Source organism: Paenibacillus sp. FSL W7-1332 (assembly GCF_037969785.1).
GTDB lineage: Bacteria > Bacillota > Bacilli > Paenibacillales > Paenibacillaceae > Paenibacillus_AQ.
Genome location: NZ_CP150209.1, coordinates 1,746,502 through 1,761,644, shown reverse-complemented (window position 1 = coordinate 1,761,644; position 15,143 = coordinate 1,746,502). Strand labels below are relative to the sequence as shown.

General features: G+C 50.6%; 13 protein-coding genes. 2 read left to right on the top strand and 11 right to left on the bottom strand.

What is annotated here, in order from left to right; genetic code table 11:
* Positions 1 to 25: 25 nt before the first annotated feature.
* A complete protein-coding gene (locus MKX98_RS07480) occupies positions 26 to 901 on the bottom strand; it encodes a DUF6612 family protein (RefSeq protein ID WP_339222389.1) in 876 nt (291 codons plus the stop codon).
* 125 nt (positions 902 to 1,026) lie between these two features.
* Here MKX98_RS07480 and MKX98_RS07475 point away from each other — a divergent pair, with 125 nt between their 5' ends.
* Together MKX98_RS07475 and MKX98_RS07470 are read left to right on the top strand one after the other, a co-directional pair.
* A complete protein-coding gene (locus tag MKX98_RS07475; protein WP_220686224.1) occupies positions 1,027 to 1,587 on the top strand; it encodes a DUF1273 domain-containing protein in 561 nt (186 codons plus the stop codon).
* A 192-nt stretch (positions 1,588 to 1,779) separates the two neighbouring features.
* Positions 1,780 to 2,472: a pseudouridine synthase gene (locus MKX98_RS07470; RefSeq protein ID WP_339222387.1), complete on the top strand. Its 693-nt coding sequence runs from the start codon at positions 1,780 to 1,782 to the stop codon at positions 2,470 to 2,472.
* Between the two features lie 145 nt (positions 2,473 to 2,617).
* Here the strand turns inward: MKX98_RS07470 and ald are convergent, their stop codons facing one another.
* The 10 genes from ald to MKX98_RS07420 all read right to left on the bottom strand — a co-directional run bounded on the left by ald (position 2,618) and on the right by MKX98_RS07420 (position 15,142).
* Positions 2,618 to 3,736, bottom strand: coding sequence for an alanine dehydrogenase (gene ald, locus MKX98_RS07465; RefSeq protein WP_339222386.1), 1,119 nt, complete (start codon positions 3,734 to 3,736; stop codon positions 2,618 to 2,620).
* Positions 3,737 to 4,022: 286 nt separating this feature from the next.
* Positions 4,023 to 5,528, bottom strand: coding sequence for an alpha-glucosidase/alpha-galactosidase (locus MKX98_RS07460; RefSeq protein WP_339222383.1), 1,506 nt, complete (start codon positions 5,526 to 5,528; stop codon positions 4,023 to 4,025).
* A gap of 107 nt (positions 5,529 to 5,635) precedes the next feature.
* Positions 5,636 to 6,556, bottom strand: a complete 921-nt coding sequence (locus MKX98_RS07455) for an AraC family transcriptional regulator (RefSeq protein ID WP_194541371.1) — start codon at positions 6,554 to 6,556, stop codon at positions 5,636 to 5,638.
* A gap of 182 nt (positions 6,557 to 6,738) precedes the next feature.
* Positions 6,739 to 8,736: a methyl-accepting chemotaxis protein gene (locus MKX98_RS07450; protein WP_339222381.1), complete on the bottom strand. Its 1,998-nt coding sequence runs from the start codon at positions 8,734 to 8,736 to the stop codon at positions 6,739 to 6,741.
* 6 nt (positions 8,737 to 8,742) lie between these two features.
* Positions 8,743 to 8,865: a hypothetical protein gene (locus MKX98_RS07445; protein ID WP_256720554.1), complete on the bottom strand. Its 123-nt coding sequence runs from the start codon at positions 8,863 to 8,865 to the stop codon at positions 8,743 to 8,745.
* Positions 8,866 to 9,085: 220 nt separating this feature from the next.
* Positions 9,086 to 9,751: a response regulator transcription factor gene (locus tag MKX98_RS07440; RefSeq protein ID WP_194541369.1), complete on the bottom strand. Its 666-nt coding sequence runs from the start codon at positions 9,749 to 9,751 to the stop codon at positions 9,086 to 9,088.
* Positions 9,752 to 9,804: 53 nt separating this feature from the next.
* The gene (locus tag MKX98_RS07435) at positions 9,805 to 12,237 is read right to left on the bottom strand and encodes a PAS domain S-box protein (RefSeq protein WP_339222378.1); all 2,433 of its coding nucleotides are present in this window, start codon (positions 12,235 to 12,237) and stop codon (positions 9,805 to 9,807) included.
* Positions 12,238 to 12,499: 262 nt separating this feature from the next.
* Positions 12,500 to 13,300 carry an ABC transporter ATP-binding protein gene (locus tag MKX98_RS07430; RefSeq protein WP_100540692.1) on the bottom strand — a complete coding sequence of 267 codons (801 nt, stop codon included), beginning with the start codon at positions 13,298 to 13,300 and terminating at the stop codon, positions 12,500 to 12,502.
* The gene (locus tag MKX98_RS07425; protein WP_071223652.1) at positions 13,287 to 14,297 is read right to left on the bottom strand and encodes an ABC transporter ATP-binding protein; all 1,011 of its coding nucleotides are present in this window, start codon (positions 14,295 to 14,297) and stop codon (positions 13,287 to 13,289) included. Before MKX98_RS07425 ends, MKX98_RS07430 begins: the two co-directional genes overlap by 14 nt.
* A gap of 8 nt (positions 14,298 to 14,305) precedes the next feature.
* Complete coding sequence (locus MKX98_RS07420) at positions 14,306 to 15,142, bottom strand: ABC transporter permease (RefSeq protein WP_339222376.1); 837 nt, start codon at positions 15,140 to 15,142, stop codon at positions 14,306 to 14,308.
* Between the last annotated feature and the right edge of the window lies 1 nt (position 15,143).

Here is a 15,143-nt window from a genome sequence, read left to right as displayed (position 1 = left end):
CTCTCATATCATCTGCCGAACAACATTATTCCGCGTTCAATGCTTCCTTCGGCACTTCGATCTTACTGATTTCGTTATGCTTCGAGTAGGTGCTCTTCATTTTCATATCCAAGGATACCTTCTGACCTTCGGCTTCCATTGCCATCACCATGTCCAAATCGGTTGTTGCAGGCAGGTAAGATTCCTTCTGTACGCCATAAATAATATGGATGCTCTTGATATCCATTTGATCCATCATGGCTTCCATCTGCGGATCGTTGCCCGCTTGACTCATCATGGACTTGGCAAGCTCCTTCAGATTGTCGCCGGAGACATCCGCCGTCAGGACGTATGTGTCTCCATCCTCCGTTACCTTGAAGTCCTTAGCAAGGGTCTTGAACTGCTCTACCTGCTGCTCCGGACTCGCACTGCTTGGATCCAGGCTATCACGGATCTCCTGCTCCGATTCCTTCGGAACCTGCATCCATTGACCATCCATGAGCATGTAAATACCGTCTTCCGTTATATACTGCTTCATCTCGACCTTGCCTTCCGGAGAATCCATCACGACGTTCTGCATCATCTCCACCGGCTCGAGCGTAAGTTCCGAATCAAGCGACATATTAACATCCTGCTCCTGCTTCTCTTCGCCTTCAACCACGATATGCTGTTTAACATCGGCTTTCATCGCAAAGCTCTTCAAATTCTGGGAAGCTTCGGCCGATTTCTGGAGAAGCTCGTCAGCAGTCGGAAGAGCATCCTCCTTCGGTTCTTCTTTAGCTGGCGTCTCTGTCGAAGGAGTCGTCCCTTGTTCTGTTGCTGGCGGCGTTGCGGCGTCATCTGCTGCTTTGTTGTCCTTACCGCATGCCGTCATACTCATAACCAAAATTGCCCCTAGTAATGCTGCTGTCCACTTCTTCAATCGAATGTCCTCCTAAAATATGTATTCCGAGTTACTTCCCCATTCTATACGATTTGTAACATCGATTGATCAAAATTTCCGAAAAAGGTACACTAGACCTATTCTTTGTCAGGGAGCGTGCTCGATTGGAAAACATTCTGATTACCGGATATCGGGCCCACGAGCTCGGTATTTACAATAACAAACACCAAGGCATACCTTATATACGTAAGGCGATTGCCAATCGCCTGGTTCCACTGCTTGAGGAAGGCCTCCGGTGGGTCATCACGCCAGGACAATATGGCGTGGACCTATGGGCCATCGAAGCGGCTATCGAACTAAAGTCCCAATACCCCAACCTGAAATGCTCCATTCTGACGGCCTACCAGAATCCCGAGGAGCAATGGAACGACGATAAAAAAGCTTATTTCCAGGAAGTGATGAAGGGGGTAGACTTCTATGCACCCGTCAGCAAGGGCCCTTATCAGGGGCCATGGCAGTTTACGGCCAGGGATGATCTGCTTCTCCGCAAAACCGATGGTATTCTGCTCGTGTATGACGAAGATAACGGCGAAGCCAGCCCCAAGTTCATCAAAGAGCGTGCCCTGAAGAAGCAGGCAGCCGAAGGCTACCGCTTTATCAGCATCGGATCGGAGGAGATACAGGCTGTTGCAGACGAAGAGAGCATGTCGCAGGATTTTTACTAGGCTCGATATTCCCCGGTTACCACTTCGATCCGCCAGAGGAGCTGTTATGTTCCCAACTGGATCGCTCGAGGAATTCCGGCTGGCGAATCTCCCCAGCTGGAGCATGCCAAATTTCACAAAGATCAAGGAAAAGAGAAGTTGAACTAACTAAAATGAACCTGTGGCAATATGACACATGAGAAGCGGTGGAGCATGCGAATTAACAAATACATAAGCGAAACGGGATATTGCTCGCGCAGAGAAACCAACCGATTGATTGCAGCCGGACGCATTACAATCAATGGCAAGGTGTGTGAAAAAGGGGCGGACGTTGAGCTGCACGATATCGTGTTGATAGATGGAAAGGAAATTCCTTATAAAGATAGCGAAGCGGTTTACCTGGCTCTCAATAAACCCATCGGTATTGTCTGTACGGCAGCTGAGCATGTGGCGGGAAACATTGTTCAGTATATTAACTATCCATCGCGCATTTTTGCCATCGGGAGGTTGGATAAAGCATCTGAGGGGTTGATTTTACTCACGAACGACGGAGATATTGTGAACAAAATGATGCGTTCGGAGCATAATCATGAGAAAGAATATGTGGTGACCGTGGACAAACCCGTTACGGACGAATTTATGCAAGCGATGTCTCAAGGCGTTGAAATCCTGGACGTCATAACCAAACCATGCAAGGTTTACAGGCAAAGCGAAGATGTATTTCGTATTATTTTGACGCAGGGCCTTAATCTGCAAATCCGCAGAATGTGTAAAGCCTTGGGGTACAGAGTCCTGAAGCTGGAGCGTGTTCGGATTATGAATATTACACTGGATCAGCTCGAACGGGGGGAGTGGAGGCATTTGAAGGAAACGGAACTGCATCAGCTCCTGTTCATGTTGAACTAGGCGAAGGCGTCTAACCAACATAACAAGCCATTTTTCAGCTTTGCCCACGGCGGCCGAGCGAAAGCACCGCTAAGGTTTACGTCAAACCTTGGTATCGTGTCAAGTATATGAAAAATGGCTCTGCATGCTGTAAAACTTGTTATCGCTATGCCAGCAAATAATCGTCAATGCTGGTATACGCATAACCATGAGCCGCCGCAACCGCTTCATAGGTTACCTTGCCGTCGATGACATTGATGCCCTTGGCAAGCGCTTTATCATGACGAGCGGCAGACCGGAGCCCTTTACTTGCTATTCTCAACCCATACGGTGCCGTTACATTGGTCAGTGCCATGGTGGAGGTTCTCGCTACGGCGCCCGGCATGTTGGCTACCGCATAATGAATAACGCCATGCTTTTCATAAGTCGGGTTATCATGCGTGGTGATCCGGTCGATCGTCTCGATCGAGCCTCCTTGGTCAATTGCCACATCCACGATGACCGATCCCGGGCTCATCTCTTTTACCATCTCTTCCGTTACGAGGCGAGGAGCCCTTGCACCGGGGATCAATACCGCACCCACGACAAGGTCGGCGGCCTTCACCGATTCCGCAATATGATACGGATCGGACATAATCGTTTTGACCCGCCCTTGGAAAAGATCATCCAGTTGACGAAGTCGGCCGGGATTAATATCGAGGATGCTGACGTCCGCACCGAGTCCCAGCGCAATTCTTGCCGCATTGGTGCCAACGATGCCGCCGCCGATAACGGTAACCTTACCCGGTGCGACCCCAGGTACGCCGCTTAGAAGGACACCCTTGCCGCCATGTGCTTTTTCCAGGAAATGCGCCCCGATTTGGATGGACATTCTTCCTGCCACCTCACTCATCGGTGTCAGAAGCGGCAAGCTGCCATCCGTTAATTGTATCGTTTCATAAGCAACGGCACTCACCTTACGGTCGACCAGTGCTTTGGTCAGTTCCGGCTCGGGGGCCAAGTGCAGATACGTATATAGGATCATATCCTCTTGAAAGTATTCATACTCCTCTTGCAGGGGTTCCTTCACCTTCACAACCATCTCGGCTTTCCACGCTTCGACAGCCGAAGCAACCACCTTGGCTCCAGCCGCTCTGTAAGCTTCATCCGTAAATCCGATCCCAAGGCCTGCCCCGGATTGAACAAGCACTTCGTGCCCGGCATTCCTGAAACTGACGACCGTACCCGGCGTCATGCCTACACGGCTCTCGTTATTTTTGATTTCTTTGGGAACCCCAATGATCATCCCCATGCCTCCTTAATGGTGAGCTTTGCCTATCTAATTGAATTGTAACCATTTTTACCCAAACTGTGTACCTGTCTAAGGTATGGGATTGTCCATCCGAATTTATATCTATGTATCCGTAGTATATGCAGGTGAAAGATGAACCGCATGCAGAAAAAAAACACTTCTGGCAGAGGAATTATAACGGATTTTTGTCCGTTATATCATCCTCGCCCAAGTGTTTGTATAATACGCATTCATGAAACCATAAGTATTTCTGTTGTTTGAAACCTTCGTTAATGCGCAATCAGCTTAACGTTTTTTCGCGATCCTTCCCTTTGTCGGATTCACCTGCGTTTTTGTTCGCCTTTTCCCGGTCGAGCTGCATCTCCTCCACCGTCTTCACCTTGAGTCTCGCTGCTCCTTCATACGGACGGGTGGGTATCAGATTGTCAGATGTTAGCCGTGCCTTCGCTTCGGCGATCGAAGCCGCGTATTGAGGAAGCCATGCTTCACCGGCTACCAGCATTTCATCGACCAGCTGCCAAATTTCCTTCGGATTACATACCGCACCGACCAGCGGATCCATCATAAATGCCTGACGAAGCAGCTTGTCATCTCCGTGAACCGCCGCTTCAACCGCTAGCCGTTGCACGGATATGCTTGCGTTGCACACGGCAGCCGGCCCTAACGGCAAATTCCCTACATGCGGCATGGAAATGCCGTTGCGGTCCACGTAACCCGGCGCCTCAATGATTGCATCATCCGGCAGATTGGAGATAATGCCCTGATTCACCACATTAAAATGGCCCCGGTATACCCGGCCGGTTTCCAAGCCTTCAATAATGTAGGAGCCATGCTCCTCTCCTCGTTGCTCCGGCGTGTACTCCATAGCCGGATCTTTCATCCAGTTCGGGAAATCGGTCTCGAACCAGTTGCGTCCCTCGGTACAGACTCGCAAATATCCGCCCGTCTCTCCGTTTATCCAGCTGCTGAGGTCGATCCACTCCATAATTTCCTCCGGCCGTTTACGGTACCAAGGAACATATTCGCTTAGATGGCCGTTGGACTCGGTGCTGTAATATCCAAAACGTCGCAGCATATCGATGCGAACCTTCTCAGTCCTGCTGTACTCCGGATGCCGTTCGAACGCATCCAGCAGTCCAGCCGTCAAATCCTTGCCTTGATGTGAGGCTTGAATATACCAAGTCTGATGGTTAATTCCGGCACAGACAATATCGACCTCCTGTTTCTTTAGACCGTACACCTCGGCGATTTGGTGATGCCCATGCTGCACGCCATGACATAAACCAATCGTCCGCACGCCGCCATACTGATTGCATGCCCATGTCAGCATAGCCATCGGGTTCGAATAGTTCAGCAGCAGTGCATCTGGCGCGCTCACCTCGCGAATATCCCGGCAAATGTTCAGCATCTCGGGGATTCCCCGCTGGCCATACATAATGCCGCCTGCACAGAGCGTGTCGCCTACGCACTGATCGATGCCGTATTTCAGCGGAATGTCCACATCCGTGCGAAACGCCTCCAATCCACCCACGCGAATGGTGCAGATGACATATTTGGCATTCTGCAGGGCTTGTCGTCGATCCGTGGTGGACTGAATCGCAATCGACAGCCCGTTCTCGATAATGTCCCGCTGACACAATTCCGTGACCATATCCAGGTTATGCTGGCTGATGTCGGTGAATGCGACCTCGATATCCCTAAACTCCGGTACAGTCAACAAGTCACGCAGAATTCCCCGGGTAAAGCCGATGCTTCCCGCTCCGATAAAAGCAACCTTAAATGACATTCTATCCACTCCTTAGCTGCAAATTAGATTGTAGTTATTGTAACAATCAAGTGGTAGAAAGCGTTATCAAAATTATGACCTCTTGAACTCTTCTGAGTCAAAAATCCTCACTTCTTATCTGCTCCGGCATCCTGATCACCGTATTTCCAGGCATTGCGGTCCTTCCGCAGCCGATATTCCACCGGCGTGGTGTCCGCATACTTCTTGAACAACATATGAAAATACTGTCTGCTGCCAACACCCACATAATCCGATATTTCATGGATGGGGATATCCGTCTGCTCCAGCAGCATTTTGGCCTTTTCCATTCGAATCATGGTCAGATACTCGGTTATTGTTCTGCCCGTCCCTCTGCGGAATACTCGATGCAAGTAGCCGGGATGCAGATTCACCTCAGCGGCAACGTCTTTCACCTGAATATTGCGGTCATAGTTCTGATGCAAGAAATCGACGCTTCGTTTAATGTAGAACTCGCTCTGCTGCATTTCGCTGCGTTCCCTTTCATCATACAGCCGGGCGATGCATACAAGCAGCTGAATAAACAGCATATGCGTCATCATTCTGCCCTCAGTCCCTCTTTGATCAAGTTCAAGGACGAGGCTCCTTAACACCGGATATACCTCCTCTTGATCCACTAACACCAAGTAGGGAAACGGCCGATTCAACAGAAAAGATACCTCTTGCTCCTCCCGGGCAATCTGCCTAAGAGAAAGTGACCTTCCTTCAGTTTCCATAAACCCGAATTCCACATTCAGCATTCGGCAGGAGGCCGCCTGCTCAACGATTAACCGATGCGGGACATCGGCATCCAGTACCATAAACTCCCCTTTTTTCAGCGTGAGACTCTTTTCCGTATCGCCTACCTTCACGTCAATCCGGCATACCCCTGAGATCATATACATAATTTCGGTTGAATCATGCTGATGGTAAGGCATTTCATAATCCATCCACTGCTTATAGTAATAGGCGTAAAAGCGCGGGACGTAATCCCCCTCTTCTAACATCTGCTGAAACAAGCTGCCATTCACACGTTTTCCTCCTTTGTCCAAGCATTACGGAGTTCCAATTCATAGAAAAACATCTATCGACGTCCTTACAAAAAACAGACCGCGGTTAGAAGTAGTTTTTCTTGCGATAGCAGGCCGCCAATGCCTTGCATGAAAAAAAGCCTGGCCCTTAGGCCAAGCTTATCATCAATATGCCAGTGGTGCTACGAGATTTTGAAGGCCGATACGGTATGGTTCAGCTCTTCGGCAAGCTCGGCAAGCGATTGTGCCGTTGCAGCCGATTCCTCGCTTGTAGCCGCCGTTTCCTCCGTCGACGAAGATATCGTCTCAATGGCGCTTGCCACCTCGGCAGCCTGGGCTGCCTGCTCCTCGCTGGCTGCTGCAATATCCATCACTTTGCCCGCCGATTCATTCACCATGCTTGTAATGTAGGCAAAAGCTTCCCCGGCTTTTTCCGTGTGGATGACGCCTTGATTCACCGCCTCCACGCTATCGGCCGTATTCTTCTGCATGCCCTTGATGATATCGGCAATCTGCTTCGTGGCCCCTCCACTGCGTTCGGCCAGCTTACGCACTTCATCCGCCACCACGGCGAAGCCTCTTCCTTGATCGCCGGCCCGAGCAGCCTCGATCGTCGCATTAAGGGCAAGCAGGTTGGTCTGCTTGGCGATATCGTCGATGACCTCGATGATCTCACCGATCCGCTGGGAGTCCGCTTCGAGTTTGGCAACCTGATCCCGTACCCGATTCATGCCTTCCACCGATTGCTGGACGATGCCGCTGCCTTCCGTTGCAATACCGGAGGTCTGATTTACAAGCTCGGATGCTGCCGAGGCGTCGCTTGCAACCGAATTGATGGCATTCGACCATTCATGGAACAACTCACTGACGGTCTGCACGGATTCAGCCTGACTGCTGCTCCCAACAGCCAGTTCCTCGGCACCAGCTGACAGCTGCTGTGAAGCGGCGGCTACCGATGATGCGTTCATGTTCACTCTGCCGATCATCTCCCGCATGCTCTCCAGCAGCTGCGCAAATACTCGGGACAATGTGCCGATTTCGTCGGCTCTGCGAAGATAAGCCGCAGGAACCTCCTGCGTGAAGTCTCCCTTCGACATGAACTCGCCGATAGAAACGGAAACGCCCAACGGCTTCACGATGGATCTCGTTAACAGGACTACGACAGCTGCCATAGCTACCAAGGTGGCTGCACCAGCAACGATAATGGAGATGATCAGTGCATCCGACTTCGCCGTAATCTCATCCATCGGGATAATGATAGCGGCAGACCATGGCGTTTCCGTCAATCCGGTCTTAATGGGCGTATACAGCTTGTACAGCTCGGCATCTTCTTCGGTATAGACATCCCCTTCCCGAATCGCATCCAGTATAAGAGGAACCGTCTTGCCAGGATATGCCTTCTCAAGCGTCTGCCCCATCAATCCGTCCTCCGGTGACGTTACGATCACGCCGGTATTCGAATAGATATGAGCATAACCCGTATCGAACAATCGGAACTGCTCCATTATGCTTTGCAAATGCGCCAGGGAAATATCGACGCCAACCACGCCGACGGTCTTGCCGTTATCGATAATCGGAACAACGAGTGATGTCATCATGACATCTTCGTTGCCTACTTTGAAGACGTACGGATCCATAATGATTTCCTTGCCGCTGTTCTTCGCCAGGAGATAGAAGTCACCTTCCCCTTCGTGCTCGTAATCCTCGATGACGGAACGTTCCAGGCCGGATTCCGTTCTTGCCCAGTAAGACATCATTCGCCCCGTATGGTCACTGCCCTGTTTGTTTCTGTATTCGTTATCCTGGCCATCAAAGGCATCCGGCTCCCATAAGGTCCAGATCCCTTTCCAGGAAGGATTGTCTTCCAGATTTCGTCTCAATATTTCATTAACGGCTGAGCGATTCGTGGTGTCGCTCTCCTTCATTCCAACAAAGCTTACAGCCAATGTACGTGCGGAGTTCATCACATCGTCGAGCTCTGCTTGTACCAGAGCGCCAATCTTCTCACTCGTTGTCACCGCGAGCGTCTTGGCCGAATCCAGAGCCTCCTCCGTTGTGGTCATGCTGATATAAGTCATCATGACAGCTAGAAAAATCGTGATCGACCCCAAAATGACAAGCAGCATACGACTCTGGAGTTTCATTGCAAACAGAGATTTCAAAGACTTCCATCGTTTCATTATGAGTCACCCTCGCTTCTTCCGGCTGTTAAATTCATTCCATTCTTCTTCAAGCTGCGCCAAAACCTCTTCAATCTCTTCCGGTGACAAGAGGTCATCGACACCATATTCAAATAGGTCCTTTGTCATGCCGCAAGTAACCACCCTTCCTACTAACAGACTATATCCATCCAGTAACATAAGCATATACACTTACATACCGTTCGTAACCGAAATTCTCTTGCGTGAGCACGCAAGAATTTTGCGGGCCGCCCTGCGATTGTTGTCGAATGATTGCGAATTCACCTAAAATTATATCGAAGAATGCATTGCTTCATGATCTGAAACGAAAAAAAGAGTAAACCTTCTATCAGCTTATCTGGACAAAATCCGAATCCGAGAGGATTCCCATTTGCTTTGCCTTCAGTGCAGCTTCTATACGTGACTTCACATTCAACTTTTGAAAGAGATTGGTTAAGCAGTACTCGAGTGAACGCTGGCTCATGATCACCGTCCCCGCAATCTCTTTGTTGCTCTTTCCGCGAGCGATTTCCTTGAGAATACTATATTCTTTATCGGTTATAGACTGGGCTGCCGGCGCGCCTGCTGTCCGTTCCGGACCATTTGCGGTAACGCGGCGGAGCTGCTTCACGAGTGTCAACGGCAGAACGACCTCTCCTCGCAGCGCACACCGAACAGCCGTTACCAACTGCTCTTTGCCCGACGTTTTCGAGACAAATCCAGCCAGTCCGGCCTCCATAATCAAATTAAAATGATTGCTGACTTCAAAGCCCGTATAAATCAGCATTACCGCGTCCGGAGCAATCCGGAGGATCTGCTTGGCCAAATCAATTCCGTTCATGCCCGGCATATGCATATCAATCAGCATCACGTCAAAATGCAGCGCGCTCACCAGCTCCAGTGCCCGCTCCGGCGTATTGGCAAGCTTCACGAACATATCCTTTTCCTGCTCAAGCAGAACCTTGGTTCCCTCCATCACCGAGGGATGGTCATCCACCAATAAAATTTCGATCATCGTCACTCATGACTCCTTCAGCCTGGTATCTTGCTTGCTTCACTGACGGCGAATTACCTTGCCGTAATGGATATATAGACAGCCAACCCGCCGCTATCCGACGAGTCGAACTGGATTTTGCCGTTCATGCTCCTGACTCGCTCTTTCATGCCGCCAATCCCCATGCTGTTGAATTGGTCCGATTGCTGACTGGGGTCGATCCCAATCCCGTTGTCTTCATAACTCAGGTTGACTTCATCCGACTGGGTGGACAAACGGAGCCTTACCTCCGTTGCGTTGGAATGCTTCGTTGCATTGGCCAGCAGCTCCTGGACAATCCTGTACAGTCCGATCAAATGGTCGTCACTGATATCATCATCGAAGTTTGAGCAGTCGAATTGTATGGAATAATTGGTGCGGAGCTGAGTAAATTCAAACAATGCCTCAAGCGAGCGTTCCAACCCCTCCTCCTTCAGCAGCGGGGGACGAAGCTCGTTGCACGTAATTCGAATCTGATAAATGACATCCAGAAGCCCCTGCTCAATCTCCTCCAGCTGCGGGCGCAGATCCTCCGGCAGCTCATGATCCGAAGTAATCTGATTCAATTTCCTGTACCATATAATCTGTTCCTGAAGCGCGGCATCGTGAAGGTCCTGGGACAATCGCTTCCGCTCATTTTCGGATAAATGAAGCATGAGTCGCAGCAGCCATAGGGGCATGATCTGCTGGGATGAACCCAGCTTCTCCAGTTCCCTCGTCAAATCCTCAATGACGCGGAAGTTATCGTACAGAACACTTGCATAACGCGTAATGGTCTCCAGCCATATTTTTTGGGCCTGAATCAGGAGCAAGGGAACCTCGCCGCCAATACAGACAATGCTGCTATCCCCGTTCATTTCTCCAATCTTGACAAAATATCCGTCACACATCTCAAACAGTTTACAGAACGGAATATGCTCTGGACCGCATGTATGGATCGCACGAATCACCCCTTGTGGCGGCTCTTTATGGCCCCCTTGGATTTTGATATGCAGACTGTTGTGGTTTATCTGGATGAGGCTCACCCGATCTGTCCCCAGCACCTTCTTGATTTCCCGTACGATGCGGGCATTCAATTCACTGATCTTCACCATCCCGAAAAGATCGGAGGAGAATTGATCCAGGCTCATCTGCAGCCTGAAATACAGATCCTCGCTCTCCCGGACAAGCCTTTCTGCCGCAATCCGCTCCCGTTCGGCCTGCTTCTGCTGCGTAACATCCCGAATAATGGTAAGCGCCGTATGATGGCCTATATAAGGGATAGGCGTCGTTATGGCCTCTATATCAATGATCGTCCCATCCAGCCGAATTAGTTTGTTGCCGGCGAGCTCCGAGGTATTTCCGCTTGCGTACACATGTTCAACCTCAGACGTCACAAACTCGAGCTGGTCGGAAGGAATCACGTCCTGGAAGGAGGTGCCGTCCAATTGCGCGATGTCCGTAATTCCCAATAAGGATAAGCCCGCAGGATTCGCATAAATATAAGAAAAATCGGAATGCAGGAACATCGCAACCGGAGCGATATCCAGAATATGGCGGTTGATCCGGTCACTCTCCATAAGGGCCCTTTCCGCTGATTTACGGGCGGTTATATCCTCGAAAAAAACTTCAATCGTGTCCGATTGCGCATCATAAAGGGCCGTCGCCACGACATCGACCCGTTCTCCGTCAACCCGCCTTATGGATAGTTCTTCGGCAACAACTTCCCCTGTCCGAATCAGTTGCGTGAACCGTTTGCGGGCCCACTCCTCATAGGGATCAAGCGCCCAGTCCCAAGGATCGGTACCGAGGATGTTCTCAGGACCCGCCGCCCCAAGGATCCGAAGTCCGGCGGGATTCACGTACATGAGCTTGCGGTCCTTGCAGACTGCGATGGCAATCGGTGATAACTCCACCAGCCTGCGATACCGGTTCATGCTTTCCTTGAGCGCCTGTTCCATCTTCTTGCATTCTGTAATATCATACAGCGCCTCTTCCATGCGGAAGCGGGTGGTAATATCAACGGCAATGCCATCCGTGCGGATCATTTGACCGGCGTCATTCAACGTCGGAATCATCTTTACCTGAACCCAGCGAACATCACCATCCGCATGGATGATTCGGTATTCGGTATGAACGGCGTCGCCTTGTCGAAGTTTGTCAACCAAGGATCGGAACAGCGCCATATCCTCCGGATGGATCAGCGTTTCCCAGGAAAGGCCGCCTGCGAAATCATGATGTGAATAACCTGTGATTTTATGAAAAGCCAAAGAAGTATTTTGGATACTCCTTGTGCCGAAATCGTATGACCAAATACCCACATCAAGCGTAAGCAGCATATCATCAAGCAAGCGGAATCTGCCTTCGGCCATGTCCAAAGCCTGATGGCTTAACTTCCGCTGATATGCGCTTTTGAACATTAAAATCCAGAATGTAAAGGTGAGGGCGACTAATACCAGGATGGTTGCCCCCAAGAAGTAAGTACACATGATGTTTGATGATCTCCTTATGAAGCATACACGCAGTCATGTCAGATGCCTTGCGGTATACCGAATGCGAGCTGCGGAATGAATCAAATGGCAGCCATATCATTTATCGGCAAATCCTTCACAAATGCGAAGATCAAGAATAGAGAAATTTTACGTAACGATTCAAAGTGTCATATCCGCGCAATAAACGGAAAGTAAAATAAAGCCCGAAGCGGCGTTACGCTTCGAGCTTTTCTCATGAGATTTCCATTATCCACGACGCTCATGCCAAATCCCACTCGGAGTGAATCTTGGGCACATCGGAAATCAACTGCTGGGTATAAGGATGCTGCGGATTCAAGATAACCTCTTCCGCCGGTCCCCGCTCCACGACTTTCCCTTGTTCCATAATATACAGCGTATCGCTTACATAATAAGCAAGCCCTACGTCATGGGTAATGAAAATAATCGTCATGTTGTTCTCATCTCGCAGCTTCAAGAGCATATCCAGTATCGTGGACCGCGAGCATGCATCGACCATGGAGGTCGGTTCATCCGCAATCAGCAGCTTCGGATGGAGCATGAAAATCCGGGCGATCATCAGGCGCTGCATTTGTCCGCCGGACAGTTCGAACGGGTATTTATTGTGCAGCTCCTCGAATTTCAGATTGACGAAGGAGCACGCTTCCTTCATTTTGCGGAATTGCTCCTCCTTCGTCAGTTTATCCCCCTGCAGCTTGATGCAATCGAGCAGCAGCTTCTCGACTTTATAGAAGAGATTGAACGAAGAGAACGGGTCCTGAAAGATCGCCTGGATATTTTTCCAATAGCGCTTGCGATCTCTGTGCCGCTTCAGCTGCCTTGGCTTGCCCATATACTCTATCGTACCGCTGCTCTCCTTCAGCAGGCCCATGATCATTTTCGCCAGTGTCGTTTTGCCGCTTCCGCTCTCGCCGACAATCGATATGATTTCGCCTTCATGAAAGGTAAAGCTGACATCCTCCACGGCGGTGGTCTTCTGCTTCCCGTAACCGAACACCTTGGTGAGATGCTCTCCCCGAATCAGGACATCATTCCTCTTCATTTGCATACCACTCCTTAAGCACACCCGGTTCCACGATGCAGCGATACATGCGATCCTCCACGGTCCGGCTCGTTATCTTTCCCTTACGGCAGGCGTCTTGCACATAGGAACAGCGATCTGCAAACCGGCAGCCCTCCGGTACGTTTTTCAGATTAGGCGGGGTACCCGGGATAGCGGCCAGTTTGTGGCCTTTCATGCCTTCCTCCGGCACAATGATGGAACCCATCAGCTTTTTCGTATAAGGATGGATCGGGTCAAAAATCATTTGCTCTGCGGTTCCGCGCTCCACGATCTCCCCTGCATACATGACGATGATGTCATCCGTTACGTGATAAAGCAGCGGCAGCTCGTGGGTGATGAATACCAGAGACTGAATATAGCCCCGATCCAGCAGACTTTTCAGCAGCTTGATCACCGCTTTCTGCGAGGTTACGTCCAGCGCCGAGGTCGGTTCGTCCGCAATCAGCACTTTGGGGTTCAGAATGGTGGAAATAGCGATCACCGTCCGCTGCTTCATGCCGCCTGACAGCTCGTTCGGATAGGAGTTCAGCACCTTGGTTGACAAATTCAAGGTTTCGAACCGTTCCGCCGCCATATCCCACACCTGCTTCTTGTTCAGCTCAGGGCGATGCTCCTTCATAATATCCTCGACGAAATGAATGATTTTGAGCGTAGGATTCAGGGCATTCATAGCTGCTTGCGGGATATACGATATCTCTCTTCCCGACACCTGGGAACGGAGCTGTTCCTTGCCAAGCTTCATAATATCCGTGCCGCTTACGACAATCGAGCCGCTGCCATAATGCAGCGGTGGAAAATAGAAACCCATCAGGCTGAGCGCAAGGGTCGATTTGCCGCAGCCGGATTCACCGGCAATGCCAAGCGTCTTCCCCTTTTCGAGCGAGAAGCTCACCCCGTCTACGGCATAGACGTGCTCCTTCAACCGGGTACGGTAATAGGTCTTCAATTCGTTCACTTCCAGTATATTTGTGCTCACAACACCCATCAGCTCCTAATCTTCGGATTGAATATCTCATCCATGCCGGTGTTCATCATGTACAAGGAGAAGGTGATGATGGCGATGGAGATCGCCGCCGGGATAAAGGCCCACCACGCGCCGGCAACCGGTGCTTCAAATACGAGCGCCCAGTTCATGATGATGCCAAGGGAAATCGTGTTGTACGGTCCCAGCCCCAGCATCGAGATGGAAGCCTCGGACAGAATACCTGATGCCGTCTGCAGCACAAACGCCATGACGACATAGGAAGCGATGTACGGCAATATCTCCGAGAGGATAATGCGCGGCGTGCTGTACCCGGATATTTTCGCGATATTTACGTGATCCCGGTTTCGCAGCGAGGATGTCTGCGCACGTACGGCCCTGGCTGTCCAGGGCCAGCTGGTAATGCCAATGATAACCGCCGTAACAAACGAGCTGCGCGAATCGATGCTGACCGAGATCAGAATGAGGATGACAAAGGAAGGTATCACGATGAAAATGTTGGTGATGGCAGTCAGCAGATTGTCAATCATGCCTCCGATATAACCTGAGGCTAAACCGATCACAAGACCAATCACTGTAGCAAATACGCCGGCAATCAGCCCAACCTGCAGGGAGGTCCGAATGCCATAGATCAATTCCAGGAATAAATCCCTGCCGAAGTTATCCGACCCCAGCAGCAGCTTCGAATCCGGCGGCTGGTACGCCAGGGCGATCATCTCCAGCGGATCGTTGCGGTTAAAGAGCGGGTAGATCAGCACCATCCCGATCATAGCCAGCAGCATGCAGGCTCCGAACATAAACTTTGGCGATTTGATCAATATGCGAAAGGAACTGTTCATA

Coding starts and splice junctions, on each gene's coding strand:
- MKX98_RS07435 (WP_339222378.1), bottom strand. CDS start 12,237: ATGTGTACTTACTTCTTGGGGGCAACCATCCTGGTATTAGTCGCCCTC.
- MKX98_RS07445 (WP_256720554.1), bottom strand. CDS start 8,865: ATGACAAAGGACCTATTTGAATATGGTGTCGATGACCTCTTGTCACCG.
- ald (WP_339222386.1), bottom strand. CDS start 3,736: ATGATCATTGGGGTTCCCAAAGAAATCAAAAATAACGAGAGCCGTGTA.
- MKX98_RS07420 (WP_339222376.1), bottom strand. CDS start 15,142: ATGAACAGTTCCTTTCGCATATTGATCAAATCGCCAAAGTTTATGTTC.
- MKX98_RS07430 (WP_100540692.1), bottom strand. CDS start 13,300: ATGAAGAGGAATGATGTCCTGATTCGGGGAGAGCATCTCACCAAGGTG.
- MKX98_RS07440 (WP_194541369.1), bottom strand. CDS start 9,751: ATGATCGAAATTTTATTGGTGGATGACCATCCCTCGGTGATGGAGGGA.
- MKX98_RS07450 (WP_339222381.1), bottom strand. CDS start 8,736: ATGAAACGATGGAAGTCTTTGAAATCTCTGTTTGCAATGAAACTCCAG.
- MKX98_RS07460 (WP_339222383.1), bottom strand. CDS start 5,528: ATGTCATTTAAGGTTGCTTTTATCGGAGCGGGAAGCATCGGCTTTACC.
- MKX98_RS07470 (WP_339222387.1), top strand. CDS start 1,780: ATGCGAATTAACAAATACATAAGCGAAACGGGATATTGCTCGCGCAGA.